General features: G+C 69.0%; 17 protein-coding genes. 12 read left to right on the plus strand and 5 right to left on the minus strand.

The window, feature by feature from the left end:
- The first annotated feature begins 33 nt into the window (after nucleotides 1-33).
- The 12 genes from ACQEVS_RS10235 to ACQEVS_RS10290 all read left to right on the plus strand — a co-directional run bounded on the left by ACQEVS_RS10235 (nucleotide 34) and on the right by ACQEVS_RS10290 (nucleotide 9084).
- The gene (locus tag ACQEVS_RS10235) at nucleotides 34-447 is read left to right on the plus strand and encodes a hypothetical protein (protein WP_433018312.1); all 414 of its coding nucleotides are present in this window, start codon (nucleotides 34-36) and stop codon (nucleotides 445-447) included.
- 117 nt (nucleotides 448-564) lie between these two features.
- Nucleotides 565-807: a hypothetical protein gene (locus ACQEVS_RS10240; protein ID WP_433018315.1), complete on the plus strand. Its 243-nt coding sequence runs from the start codon at nucleotides 565-567 to the stop codon at nucleotides 805-807.
- 146 nt (nucleotides 808-953) lie between these two features.
- The gene (locus tag ACQEVS_RS10245) at nucleotides 954-1373 is read left to right on the plus strand and encodes a hypothetical protein (RefSeq protein WP_433018318.1); all 420 of its coding nucleotides are present in this window, start codon (nucleotides 954-956) and stop codon (nucleotides 1371-1373) included.
- A gap of 75 nt (nucleotides 1374-1448) precedes the next feature.
- Nucleotides 1449-1937, plus strand: coding sequence for a hypothetical protein (locus tag ACQEVS_RS10250; RefSeq protein ID WP_433018321.1), 489 nt, complete (start codon nucleotides 1449-1451; stop codon nucleotides 1935-1937).
- Nucleotides 1938-2148: 211 nt separating this feature from the next.
- Nucleotides 2149-3366 (plus strand): recombinase family protein, encoded by a 1218-nt coding sequence (locus tag ACQEVS_RS10255; protein ID WP_433018324.1) that lies wholly within the window; start codon nucleotides 2149-2151, stop codon nucleotides 3364-3366.
- A complete protein-coding gene (locus ACQEVS_RS10260) occupies nucleotides 3363-3743 on the plus strand; it encodes a hypothetical protein (protein WP_433018327.1) in 381 nt (126 codons plus the stop codon). The genes ACQEVS_RS10255 and ACQEVS_RS10260 overlap by 4 nt, the downstream gene beginning before the upstream one ends.
- Before the next feature lie 208 nt (nucleotides 3744-3951).
- Nucleotides 3952-5628: a hypothetical protein gene (locus ACQEVS_RS10265; RefSeq protein WP_433018330.1), complete on the plus strand. Its 1677-nt coding sequence runs from the start codon at nucleotides 3952-3954 to the stop codon at nucleotides 5626-5628.
- Between the two features lie 153 nt (nucleotides 5629-5781).
- Complete coding sequence (locus ACQEVS_RS10270) at nucleotides 5782-6201, plus strand: hypothetical protein (protein WP_433018333.1); 420 nt, start codon at nucleotides 5782-5784, stop codon at nucleotides 6199-6201.
- 84 nt (nucleotides 6202-6285) lie between these two features.
- Nucleotides 6286-6921 (plus strand): hypothetical protein, encoded by a 636-nt coding sequence (locus tag ACQEVS_RS10275; RefSeq protein WP_433018336.1) that lies wholly within the window; start codon nucleotides 6286-6288, stop codon nucleotides 6919-6921.
- Between the two features lie 196 nt (nucleotides 6922-7117).
- A complete protein-coding gene (locus tag ACQEVS_RS10280; RefSeq protein WP_433018339.1) occupies nucleotides 7118-7426 on the plus strand; it encodes a hypothetical protein in 309 nt (102 codons plus the stop codon).
- Between the two features lie 72 nt (nucleotides 7427-7498).
- The gene (locus ACQEVS_RS10285; RefSeq protein ID WP_433018342.1) at nucleotides 7499-8566 is read left to right on the plus strand and encodes a phosphoadenosine phosphosulfate reductase family protein; all 1068 of its coding nucleotides are present in this window, start codon (nucleotides 7499-7501) and stop codon (nucleotides 8564-8566) included.
- A 65-nt stretch (nucleotides 8567-8631) separates the two neighbouring features.
- Nucleotides 8632-9084 carry a hypothetical protein gene (locus ACQEVS_RS10290; RefSeq protein WP_433018345.1) on the plus strand — a complete coding sequence of 151 codons (453 nt, stop codon included), beginning with the start codon at nucleotides 8632-8634 and terminating at the stop codon, nucleotides 9082-9084.
- A 25-nt stretch (nucleotides 9085-9109) separates the two neighbouring features.
- On the opposite strand, the gene ACQEVS_RS10295 is transcribed toward ACQEVS_RS10290, so the two are convergent.
- From ACQEVS_RS10295 to ACQEVS_RS10315, 5 genes are read right to left on the minus strand one after another with little or no spacing between them, the layout of a single operon-like run.
- Nucleotides 9110-9424 (minus strand): undecaprenyl diphosphate synthase family protein, encoded by a 315-nt coding sequence (locus ACQEVS_RS10295; RefSeq protein ID WP_433018348.1) that lies wholly within the window; start codon nucleotides 9422-9424, stop codon nucleotides 9110-9112.
- Between the two features lie 47 nt (nucleotides 9425-9471).
- A complete protein-coding gene (locus ACQEVS_RS10300; RefSeq protein ID WP_433018351.1) occupies nucleotides 9472-9837 on the minus strand; it encodes an undecaprenyl diphosphate synthase family protein in 366 nt (121 codons plus the stop codon).
- Between the two features lie 33 nt (nucleotides 9838-9870).
- Nucleotides 9871-10479, minus strand: coding sequence for a hypothetical protein (locus ACQEVS_RS10305; protein ID WP_433018354.1), 609 nt, complete (start codon nucleotides 10477-10479; stop codon nucleotides 9871-9873).
- Nucleotides 10476-11732, minus strand: a complete 1257-nt coding sequence (locus ACQEVS_RS10310; protein WP_433018356.1) for an MAB_1171c family putative transporter — start codon at nucleotides 11730-11732, stop codon at nucleotides 10476-10478. Before ACQEVS_RS10310 ends, ACQEVS_RS10305 begins: the two co-directional genes overlap by 4 nt.
- Before the next feature lie 33 nt (nucleotides 11733-11765).
- Complete coding sequence (locus tag ACQEVS_RS10315) at nucleotides 11766-12305, minus strand: hypothetical protein (protein ID WP_433018359.1); 540 nt, start codon at nucleotides 12303-12305, stop codon at nucleotides 11766-11768.
- Nucleotides 12306-12342 lie beyond the last annotated feature (37 nt).

The raw sequence follows: 12342 nt of genomic DNA on the forward strand, positions 1-12342 counted from the left end.
CCGGGCACAGACCCAAATCAAGAGGGACCACCCATGCCCGTCACCCTGCGCAAGACCCCCCGCTCCTTCACCGTCCTCATGCAGGACGGCGCCATACACGCCGTACTCCTCACCCCCTCCACCGAGGAAGACCGCGACGTCCTGTACCTGGACGCCTGGGCAGACTGCCTCGACGTGCACAGGGTGACCGCCATCGACGGCTTCGACGCCCACACTCAGGCCACCAACGCCCACCAGCGCACGACCGCAATCGAGAGCTACATGCTCCGCAGCGGCACCACGTACGAGGCCGCCCACGACCTCTACCGCCGCCTCCGCACCTGGGCCGACTCGATCGGCGCGGAGAACCGGGCCCACTGGGCCAACCGCCCGATCGTCGTCCGCTTCCCCCTGATGCGCTTCGTCCTCACCGAAGCCATGCGCGAACACCGCGACCCCACCGCCTGACCGCCCCGCACCACCCGCCCCACACCAACGGGCGGTGCGCCCCGCCCCCGCACCGGGCCCCCGGTGCCGGCGCCGGGCACACCGCCCCAACCCACCACACCCATAAGGAGCACCACCATGCCTACGCCATTCACCATCAGCGCCCGCTTCGACGTCCACCACCACCCCGACGGTGAGGGGGACGGCTGGTCTGAGCACATGCGCCTCATCGGCGGCCGCCTCTTCTACTTCGAGCACGGCTACACCGCGCAGGGCTACCAGACCATCCGCGCCTACGTCCGTACGCCCCGCACTGACGTCCCCGTTGAGCCGGGCCCGGTCGTCCCCTGGCGGCTCGTGCACGAGCTGCACATCGACTAACCCCACACCCCCGCAGCTCACCTCGGCCCCATCCGCCCCCGAACACACAGCACCGCGCACAGCACCCCGTTACGCGTGCGCGCGCGTAGAGCACTCGCAAAACTCGCGAAATCCGTCTACTCCTCCTCTTGGAAGGACCTCTTCTGATGACCGGTTCGACAATCACGACCGAGCTGACCCCGGCGCAGATCACCGTCACGCTCAACCGGTGGGACCGGCCGATCGTCGTGCTGCCCGACGATGTCGCCGCGCGTCTGGCCGTCTCCTCCCGTACGGATGTGAGGGATTACGGCTACTGCCACTTCGAGTCCCGCCGCTTCGGCGCCGACACCTTCGAGACGCACGCAATCCGGGCGATGTTCGAGGCCGTTCTTGCCGCACACCCCGACGAGCATGGCCTTGGCCAGTACGAGCGGTTCGGCACGGGCTACTTCTACGGCTGGATCGTCGGCACCTCCGGCTGGGACATGGCCACGCGCACCTGGAACGAGTACGAGACCACCAAGCACCTGCACGTGAACGGCATCCACCTGCATCACGACGGGCGTAGCCACTTCGGCTCGTAGCCCGCTCCACGGCGCCCGTCGTCGGCACGGGCGCCTTTCCCCCTCTTGCTCTCCCTCTGAAAGGGCTCCTTCGCCATGCCTGTCTCGCTCGACAAGACCGTCCGCACGTTCACCGTCATCCACCAACGCGGCGAGGTCTTCCACGTCGTCCCGGGGCGCCCCATCCTCCAGCCGGACGGCTCTCTGGGCCCGCACGCGGCGGCGTGGCAGGACATGATCGCCCACTGCCTCTCGTCCACGACGGTCGAGGCCGTCAGCCGTCGGACAGCCGTGCGCGCAGCAGCCGCCGAGATCGGTCCGTACATCAGCGAGCGGGATTGGCTGCTGGCCCGGATCGACGCCTTCGCGCGCCGCAACCGGTCGGCGAACCCGCAGTTGCCCACCAAGGAACTTGCCGTCGTCGTCGACGCTGTACTGGAGGCCGCGTTCACACCCGTGGTCGACCCGACGGGCCCCCTGATCGTGTGGGAGGACGCGTCGGCCCAGGAGCGCCGTGCGTGGCTGGAAGGTCAGCCGACAGGCGTTCTCCTGCGCTGGTACCGGCACGTGCGGCACCTGAACTAGCAGGTCCCCCTTCGTCCCTCAGGGCGGGCGTTGCGGCTGCCGATCCTGACCGGCCCAACGCCCGTCCCGGCGGGTACCCCTTTCCCCCTCGCCGCTCCCCGAGCAAGGCGCGCGTCGCGCCGGCACCCCGCACCGCCCGGACCGTCGCCGAGAACACGCCGTGCTCCTGTGGGAGGGCGAACCAGCATCCGAAAGTGAACCAGAGCGAACCATGACCAGCCAGTTCGGACCACCCATCGATCTCGCCGATCTGCCGAACTTCCGCCAGGAGCAAGCGGGCCCCCGCCGCTCGGTGTTCGTAGGCCGTGTCTCGACCAAGGACAACCAGAACCCGGCCACGTCCCTGCCGCGTCAGGTGTTGCTGGCCAGCGACCGCCTGATGCCCGGGGAGGACTTCACCGCGTACTTCTGGGACGTGGAGTCGGGCATGCTTCCCCCCGAGCTGCGGGGCCTGGGCTCGCAGGAGATGTACGACGCGCTCGACGTGCCGATCCCCCGGGACGGCGGCCTCCAGGACCTCGTGGAACGGGCCGAGCAGATGGGCGTCACTCATGTCCTGGCCGAGCGCTCCGACCGTGTCGCACGCGCCATGCTGACCAGCCTCACCGTCGAACACGAGCTGGAGCGCATCGGGGTGGAGGTCGTCTACGCCAACGAGCCGGTCGGCGGCACGAAGAGCGGCCAGTTGCGCAGCCGTCGGTACGGCCAGGTCGACGCAGAAATCTTCCGGGCCACTCTGATGGAGATGTCGATGGGCGGGCAGTTCCAGCACGCCATCAACGGCTGGAACCACGGCTACCCGCCTTACCCGTACGTGGCGAAGATCGACGAGAACGCCCCCGTGCGGGAGAAGGGGGGTCGGTTCGGCGTGGCGCGGCCGAAGAAGAAGTTGGCCCGCCACCCCGACCCGCGGCGATTCGACGCGGCCAGGGAGCTGTGCCGGCTTCGGCGGGAGGAGCACCTCAAGACGGCGGACATCATCGCGATTCTGTCGGCGGAGCCCGACCGGTACCCGATCGAAAGCCGGTGGACGCACTCGCGAGTCGACAGCCTGATCGCCAACCCCAAGCTCACCGGGTTCCAGGTCTACAACCGCAAGGCGGCCCGCACTGGTCGAAAGGGATTCTCCCGGCTGAACCCGATCTCGGAGTGGGTGTGGTCGCCGAGCATCATGCACGAGCCGGTGATCAGCGTGGAGGAGTGGAAGGAGGCCCAGGAGGTCACCGCGGCTTTGAAAGGTGGGCCGGAGGGCGGACCGTTGTCGCGTATCCGCATTGCCGCCCGTCACCTGGGGCTCACCGTCAGCGTGATCGAGCGCAACGAATCGCACACGCTGTACCGAATCGGCAACCGGAAGATGGTCTTGCCCACACCCATCCCGGACATGCTCGTGCAGCACGTCATCGACGAGATGGAGTGTGCCGCGTGAGCGAGGTCATCGCGTGCCGGGCCATCCGTCGCGGAAGGGTCTGGGTGGCCCACGTCCCCGAGCACGGGGTGTACGGGGTCGGGCACACGCTCAAGGCGGCGCGCGCCAGCGTCGAACGGGGGCTCGCGCTACTCGGCATGAGCGCGGAAGTCGTGGTCACCCCGACGGCGCCGGAGCTGGAAACGCTGCGGTCCGCCGAGGATGCCTACGCCGCAGCCTTGAGCGCGGCGGTGTCCGCCCTGTCCCTACGCCGGGCAACGTTGAGCGACATCAGCACGGCAACGAAGGTGCCCATCAGGCGAGTCAAGGCCCTTCTCGCCGAACGGACGAAGGACTCACCGCCCCCTGTGGATGCCGCAGCCGGCGACACCCGCTGACGCCCCTCGCCACCATCAACCGCACCCCGCCCCCCCAGTTGGGGGGCGGGTGTCGGTCACCTTGCCCCGTTTCCCCGCGTGCAGCAACGGCCCGCCCCTAGGCTCGCCGTCACCTGCGTGCGGTTCCCCGAAGACGGCCTGGACGCACCAGGCCCCACCCGCCCGTGAGGTCTCTTTGAGCACACCTGTCACACTCGTCCATCGCTCCGTGTTCGCCGTGCCGGACACGGAGACGCTGCTCGACACCGCCCGCGGGGTGTCGGGGGATTGGTTGAGGAAGAAATTCCCGAGCACGGACGTGCAACTCGGCACCGGGCAGCACACCCTCGACGACTCGTCGCTGCTGCTGTCGCAGGCCGCGTACGACGACAACGGCGCCGAGTACGCCACCCGTATCCAGCTCCGCGAGGACAAGGCGGAGGCGACCTGGCGCACCACGATGACGGCCGTCCGTTCCGTCACGGGCGGCACGGTGAGCGTCGACCTGGAGTGCTTCGCGAACAGTGCACAGCCCCGCGCCAGCAAACCCCGACTCATCCGCGACCTGGTGGCCGCTCTGGAGCCGCGCGACGGCACGTCGAGACTGAGCGTCAACGCCTTGTGCGTCACGCCCGACCGTGTGCACTCCCTTGTCGACGTGCTGTGCGACCCCGAGCGGCAGATGCCCGCCATCGTCGCAGCACGGCCCACTCAGCCCGACCCGCTGTGGTCGGAGCGCGTGGCCGACACGATGCGGCAGCTCGCCGGAGACGCATCCACCTACCTGCTGTCCGACTTGGCAGCGGTCAACGCCTTCCGAGGAGCGATCGGTGAGCATCACCGCGTGGGCCCCGGCTGCGTGCGGACCTTCCTGCCGCTGGTCGACCCCGCCTGGGCACCGGATGCAGCCCGTCACCGGCTCATGGGGTCCGGACGCTGGTTGGACCCCTCTGACCAGACGTGGCGCAGTGTCGCCCGCCGCGTGTACGCGCTGGCCCTGGAGCGTCCCCTTCCCCGGCAGCTCTCCGCCCTGGCGTTCCCCGATCGGGTTGCCGAGCAGCACCGGCAGGAGCGGCGGGAGTCCATGGACAAGGCGCGCCTTCTCACCGCCGCGCCGGCGCCGCGACCGGGCGAGCAGAACGAGGAACTGCTCGCCGAGGTGGCTCTGCTGAACGGTCTGCTGGAACAGGCCGACAAGGAGCTGTTGGAGCTACGCCGGACCGTCGAGTTGGCCGAGCGGACGAACGCATCGACGCGGGAGCAGCTCCAGGTCGTCATCGCCGAGCGGGACAACGAGATCGAGGAGCACCTGACGACGCTGGACGCGTTGCAGCAGGAACGTGCCGAAGGCGGCCGGTTGCGGCTTCTGCTGCTGCGGCAGGGCCGCTCCGAAGAAGTCGCCGAGGCCGCAGAGAGTGTGCCGGGGATCCCGTCGTCCTTCGAGGAGCTGTGGGACCGCCTGGGCGAACTGGAACATCTGACGGTGACCGCGGATCGGCGCATAGCGCTCGGTCTCGACGAGGACCCGATGTCCCGTACCTGGGCGGCAAAGGGCTGGACGGCGTTGGTGTCCCTCAACTCGTATGCCGCCGCAGCACGCGAGGGGCGGTTCAACGGCGGCTTCTACCAGTTCTGTCGGACTCCCCCTGCGGGCGGAAAGCCGTACTCCGTCAAGCAAGTCGCGATGTCCGAGAGCGAGACGGCGATGGAGCAGTACGGGCACGAGCGGTTGTTCCCGGCCCCCGGCGGAGAACGGGTGCAGATGAAGGCGCACGTCAGGCTCGCCGTGCGCGGCCGAGCACCGCGGGTGTACTTCCTGGATGAGGTGAAGGCAACGCGGGGCGGGAGCGCCGGCCATCTGGTCATCGGGTACGTGGGGCCTCACCTCACCACCGCTACCAGCTAGCCACAACCCGGCCATTGAGCGCAGTGCCCAGCATCTGAAACCACACTGATGGCTCTGGCCAGGCCATATTCCATATCGGTGACGCATGCTGTACTATTTTGATTGTTGGCGGAGAGCAACCGCCGACAAGACCCGAACCGAAAGGGAACCGCCGTGTCCTTGACCCTGCCCCTGCCCGCCGTGGAGGAACTGACCGCCCACCACGGGCCGCTGCGCACCGTCCTCGCCGACGTCGGCCCCGTCGATGTCCGCGCCGAGCACGTGGCCGCGTACGTCCTGGGAATCCTGAGCGGCAAGACGCTGCGCGAGTCCGTCATCCACGGCGAGGTTGGACCCTCACTGCTGATCCGGCTCGTCGAGTACATCGACCCGGTACTGCGCGACAAGCGGTACGGCGTCGAGAAGTGGAGCGCTGCCAGCTTCCGCACCGTCGACCACGCGGTACGCCTGGTCGCCGAAGTCGAGTACGAGCACCAGCTCCGCACCCAAATCTCCGACCCGGCCCTCGCCATGGACCGTGAGCGGTTCACCGGCGCCCCGGCCACGTTCTACAACGCCACCGACGTGTCCTGACCATCCCGCCGGGGCGCCCGCTGCGGCGCCCCGGCTTCCCCCGGCGCAGAGCAACCGCCGACACAGACCCGAAGGAAAAGAACCATGAGCATCCACAAGTTCAACGCCACCGCGCTTGATGCGCTCACCGCTGCCGGTACCCCCGCCTACCTTGACCAGGAGGAGGGATTCGTCATCGCGCACCCTGCCGACGTCCCGAAGGAGCAGGCGACGGCCGGTCATCACGTCACTGTTGCCCGGGGTCCCTACGGGCGCGGCTACTGCGCCACCGCGTGGGAATCCCACGGCAATACGGACTTTCTGGAGGTCGCCACCGTCTTCGAGGGGGACGACCTGACCTTGTGCGTGCGAGCCGTCGCCGAGTGGTTCACCACGCCTCGTCCGACCGCCGGAGCCATGCTGCTCGCCGCGCTCGCCCAGTGGGACATCACCGCGTACGGTGACGGTCTCGGGATGAGCTACGCCATCCCCCTGGACCCTGCCACCCCCGCGAGCTGCGTCCACCACCGCCCACACCTGTCTGTGGGCGACAGCGCCCCTTCCGTCGAACACGTCCCGGCCTCCCACACCGGCTGGGTGGTGAGCCTCCACGACGAGGACGGGTCGCCGGTCGGTGACCCGCTGTTCAACAACGATCGTCGCGGACTGGTCGACTGCGCCGCCGACTCGGCAGCGGCCGCCGAAGTCATCGCGGACTACTTCTCCCGCCCCACCCGTTGACCGCCCGCCGGGGCGCTCTGCGCGGCGCCCCGGCTTCCCCTCAACGGGCGAGCAGCCCATCACAGACCTGCACCGCGCCCAGCCGGGGCGCACCGCCGCGCCTCGGCCCTTCTCCCTGCTCAAGGACCACGCCTGGGCGGAGCACCCGCCGCCGGCGCACCCTCTTGCCGCCCTTCCATCACCACATGAGGTAGCCATGAACAACACCGCCCCCGTCACCATCAAGCACACCGGGGAACTCGCTCAGGGCGACGTCGTCCGCACCGTCGGGATGCGCGTCCGGCTCGACAACGGCACGGCCCGAAAGTTGCCCGACCGCACCGTCTACGTGTGGAGCGGAACCGTCCTCAACCTCGATGACGTGCGCTCGGCGGGCCACGTGCCCATGAGCTTCCTGCGCACCAGGAAGTTCAAGCCCGGCAAGGGGTGGGTGGAGGACCGTAACGATCACTGGGAGGTCCAGGGCAACGAGCGCGCGGAGTGGTTCGTCGAGAACCCTTCCTAGCCCCGCCCGGCCGGGGCGCCCCGCCGCGCCCCGGCCGCCGCGCTCCCCTCCCCTTCGTCGCCAAGGACCTCCGTGCACGCCCCCGCCCAGCTTGACCTGTTCGACACAGCTCCCCTTGCCCCGCCGAAGCCGAAACGGGCCCGGCGCACCCACCCGTCCGTACCCGACGCGCCGGCTGCCTCGGTCCCGACCGCCCTCCTGCGCGCCGCCGACTGGATTCTCCTGAACAGCAGCGGAGGGAAGGACAGCCAGGCGATGGCCTCGCTCGTCTGCCGTCTGGCCGTCAAGCTCGGGCTGCTGCACCGCGTCGTGATCGTCCACGCGGACCTGGGAGACATCGAATGGGAGGGCACCCGAAAGCTCGCCGAGGAGCAAGCCCGCCGACTGGGCGTGCGCTTCGAGGTGGTCAAGGCCGAGGGCGGCGACCTTCTGGCGCGCACCGTCGCCCGCTTCGTCAAGTTGAAGGCGAAGGCCGAGACGCAGGCGCGCGAGCGGGGAGTCGACCCGACCGCGATGAAGGTCGCCCCGGCCTGGCCTTCAAGCTCAGCTAGGTGGTGTACCTCGGATTTGAAGCGGGGGCCGGTCCGGACGCTGATGACGCGGCTCGTCGCCGAACTCGGTGACCTCGGGCGTCCGGTGCGCATCTTGAACTGCATGGGCCAACGGGCTGCCGAGTCGGCGCCGCGCGCTCGGCTCGCGGCCGTGGAGATCGACCGGCCGGCTAGCAACGGCAAGCGCCACGTGACCACGTGGCGGCCCATCCACGGGTGGACGGACGTGGAGGTCTGGAAGGAGATCGCCCGTTCCGGCCTGCCGTACCACGAGGCGTACGACTGGGGCATGAGCCGCCTGTCCTGCTCGTTCTGCGTCCTCGGATGTGAGGCCGACGTTGTTCTCGCCGCGCGGCTGCGCCCGAAGAAGGCCGCCGAGTACATCGCGGTCGAGAATCAGGTCGGCACCGACTTCAAGCACGGCCTGTCCATGCGGAACATCGTCGAACGCGCCGCCGCGCTGGACGCTGAGCATGGCGAGCTGCGCCGCCCGCCGCGCGGCACGGCCATGGCCCGGTACGTCGGCAAGAAGACCACCCGTGAGTACCTCGCTCGTGCCGACCGAGACCGCCTCGGCCTGGCGGTCTGACCCACCGCCCGCACGAACCACGGCCGAAGAGCAACCGGCCTCAGACCCGAATCGGAGAAGCCCCCATGTCCCGTTCCACCCGCCCGCACACCATCGCCAAGCACCTCACGTCCGGCGGCTTCACCCGCCTCGATCTCAGCGAGGCCGAGCAGCAGGAAGGACGGCCCGGCCGGTACGAACATGACGGGTTCGCCGTACGCAACTACACGGCCGAAGACGGCACCGTGCTCACCGTCGCCGGAGCGTACGGTCCGGACTGGTTCATGACCCTGGCCCAGATCCGGTTCCGCTTGGAGCAGCCGTACGTCAAGTGCACGGTCACCGACGACGCGCCGGGCGTCGGTGACCACGAGGTCCTGGTGCGCTGGGCAACGTCGACGGAGTTGCGGGCCCGTCGGCAGGCCCAGGCCGCACGGCAGGCCCCTCTCGTCGCCATGCTGCGCCGGCAGGAGGCCGCGGCGAAGGCAGCCGAGGAGCGGCAAGCTCTGGAGGACGCGGGCCAAGCCGGTCTGTGGTGACCTCCGTCGGCACCGAGGACCTTGGTCAGTGGCCGAAGGCGCGGATCTGGGTGGCGTGCACGGCCAGGGCCTCGGCGAGCGCGGCGGTGTCGTAGTCGGGCCAGAGCCGGTCGTCGAAGTGGATGGTGGCGTCGGCCGACTGCCACAGCAGGAACCCGGACAGGCGGCGCTCGCCGGACGTTCGGATGACCAGGTCCGGGTCCACGAGCCCTGCCGTGGTCAGGTAGTGCTCGATGGCCGGCACGTCGGCCGACGTGCCGGCCGGTACCGCGACAGCCCGATGCGTGGCCTGGGCGATGTCGGCGCGTCCGTCGTAGCCGATACCGAGGCAGACGGTCATGCCGGTGCGGTGCGCGGTCTTCTGCTGAGCGCGATCGAGTTTGTCTCTCAGAAACCGGGGGCGCGCACCGGCATGGTGGCGCCGCTGGAGAGGACCCGGATGGGTCCGGCGGAGACCGCGGCCTCAGTGTCGACGAGGTCGGCGATCACGTCGACCAGGACGGCGACCTCGTCCGGGTCGCGGTCGAAGTTCCGGTCTGACATCAGGAAGACGCTCGCCGTCTCGATGCCGAGCGTGCGGCAGTGTTCCAGGGCGCGGTGAACCGCGGCCGCGCCCTGGCGGACGCCCTCTTCGACGGTGGTGCCGTTGGCCTTGGCCCATCGGCGGTTGCCGTCGGCGATGAACGCGATGTGCCGGGGCAGGGCGCGATCGGCGACCGCGGGGGCGGGGGCGAACTCAGTGAGCGTGGTCATGGTTGGACCTGTACGGTGTTGGCCGCCCTAACGTCAGGCGCTGAGCGCTGCGAAGACGAACCCCGCAGTCGCTGTTCCCGCCATGGCGCCGACGATGGTCTGGGCGGGGGTGTGATCGCGCAGAGCAACGCGGGACCAGGCGATCACCGCGATGATCGGGGCGGCGATCCACACGAGCGGGCCGTAGGTGAGGGCGAGCATCGCGAGCGCCCCTCCGGCAACGGCAGTGTGCACGCTGATCTTCCAGAAGGCGGTGACAGGGAGCAGAACTGCCAGGGTTGCCAGCATCGCCACGACCAGCGCGACCATGGCGGAAGGCGCGCCGAGCCAGAGCATGCCGCCGATGCCGGTGGCAACGGAGGCCATGATCACGGGGATGAGCAGCATCCGGCGTCGACGTTGGCCTATGTGGCGGTCGGCCCACATGCCCTTCCGCATGCCGTACGTGATGTACGCCATCGGTATGGCGGCTGCGAACAGGATGGCCTCCAGCGCCCACAGGAGCCCGGTTGCAGGGTTGTCCTGAGCGACGCCGACCCCAAGGCTCACGAGCACGATGACGTTACGCGGTTCCATCCCGTCGGTGATGCGGCGGGCGGAGCGGATTTCATCCTGTTGCGGCGTAGGCAGGAAGGTGATCATGCTGCGGCTTTCTGGAGGGTCTTCTGGCCGGCGAGTTCGGTGGCGGCTTCGGCCAGTCGGGGAGATGTGTAGTGGTGGGCGACTCGGGCCAGCCAGGCAGCGTTGTCCAGCAGGTCGTTGTGCAGGGACAGAAGCGATACGGCCGGGCGGAGAACTTGGTCCTCCCCGTCGAGGGCCTTCATGCGGCCGACGCGGAGGCAGATGGCCACCCGGGCGGCGCGGGCGTCGGTGCCGTGCAGGCCGGCTGAACGAGCGGCAGCGAGAGCTTGGCGGCGTAGGTCGCTGCAAATCCAGGGCACCAGCTCAAACGTGGCGTCGGAGATTTCGACGACGCGTTCGTCGAGGCGGCCGTAGAGGTCTCGGAGTCGGCGCCGGTCGTCCTTGAGCGACGTGCCGTTCTTGAAGTGGTTGAGGATCACGTCGGGCGGCAGGACGGACGCGAGTTCCTGCCACAAGGGGCGCAAGGCGATCAGACCGCGGCGGTAGCGGATCGAGCGCACGATCACGTCGGCGGCGCGGACGGAGCTGCCCGCGATCACGAGAAGGATCGTGACGGCCTGGATGAGGGCGCCGCCCCGTTGGAACCCGGCTTCGCTGAGTGGGTACGACCAGTGAGTCAGGCCGCACGCCAGGAAGGTGAACCGGTAGACCGGGTAGAGGGCACCCGCACCAGCGCCGGCGGCCATCAGGCCCATGCAGAGCCGCAGCAGCCGGACGTCGGACCGGCGGGCCGCGGTGATGCACAGCAGGGCCGAGAGTGACAGGGCGATGCCCATCGGCAGCAGGTACGTCACCAGGTGCAGCGTGCCGGCGAGGTTGCCGAGCTGAGGCGTGGCGAAGTCGGTGCTTCCGTCGGGGGCTTCCACCGATGGGGCTGCATACGGGAAGGTCACCGCTGCGGCGATACCGGTCACGCCGTAGAGCGCCACGCGGTACTTCAGGCTCGTCCAGCGGCGCCAGGACGGCTCCGGTTCGCGGGGCGGGACCACGGTTTCCACCCACCCCAAGAGCGAGAAGCATGCCAGCATCACCAGCAGGTGCTTGGGCAAAATCGCCAGGTCGCGGATACCGGTCAGATCAGCGATGCCGTGTTCGATGTCGGTCAGGCGCAAGGTCGCGGCGACCGTGAGGGCCGCGAAGGTTCGGAAGATGGCCCATTGCCCCGGGGTCGTGGGCCGGGCGTAGAGCCGGAAGGCCACCACCGCCCACAGCGGGATGGTAGTGAGCAGGTCGATCATGTCGTCGGTGGGCAAGGTGGCGCTTTTCAGGGGAAGGGAAGGTGGAGATCACAGACTGTGGTGCAGTCGGTCGAGGAAGGGGTCGGCTCCGAACTGGGAGTCGCGGGCCTTGTGGTCGGCCGTACGGCGCAGCATGAACGCGAAGCGTTCTGCTTCGGTCTCGATCTGCTGGTAAGTCGGATCTTGGGGTCCGTTGTAGGAGCGGGTGCGGCCTATGAGGCAGCCGCCGAGGAAGTCCGGGCTGAGGAAATGAAAGTCCTCGGGTTCGGGCTCATATTGCGGCTTGGTCCTGAGGACGACGGGCTCATGGCCGAGGAGGATGTGCCCGATTTCGTGCGCGAGGCTGTGGACTGCTGCGGCGCCAGAGAGCTCGGGCGCGATCCACACGGCATCGGTGCCGGTATCGGGGCGGGTCAGCCAGAGACCGTTGGCGTGAAGTCCCTCGATGGGCGGCTCGCCACGAAGCAGTTCCAGGGGTTTGGGGTACACGCTCTGGACTGCGGCGAAGAGCGAGTCGACGGTTACCTCATCCGGTAGAACGAGGTCGTCGAGGGCGCGTCGAATTCGACGGTCGGCATGTTTGATCACCGGGCGTACACCTTGGCAGTGGGGGGAGCGGCTTCGG

The organism is Streptomyces sp. CA-181903 (assembly GCF_050937075.1).
Lineage (GTDB): Bacteria > Actinomycetota > Actinomycetes > Streptomycetales > Streptomycetaceae > Streptomyces.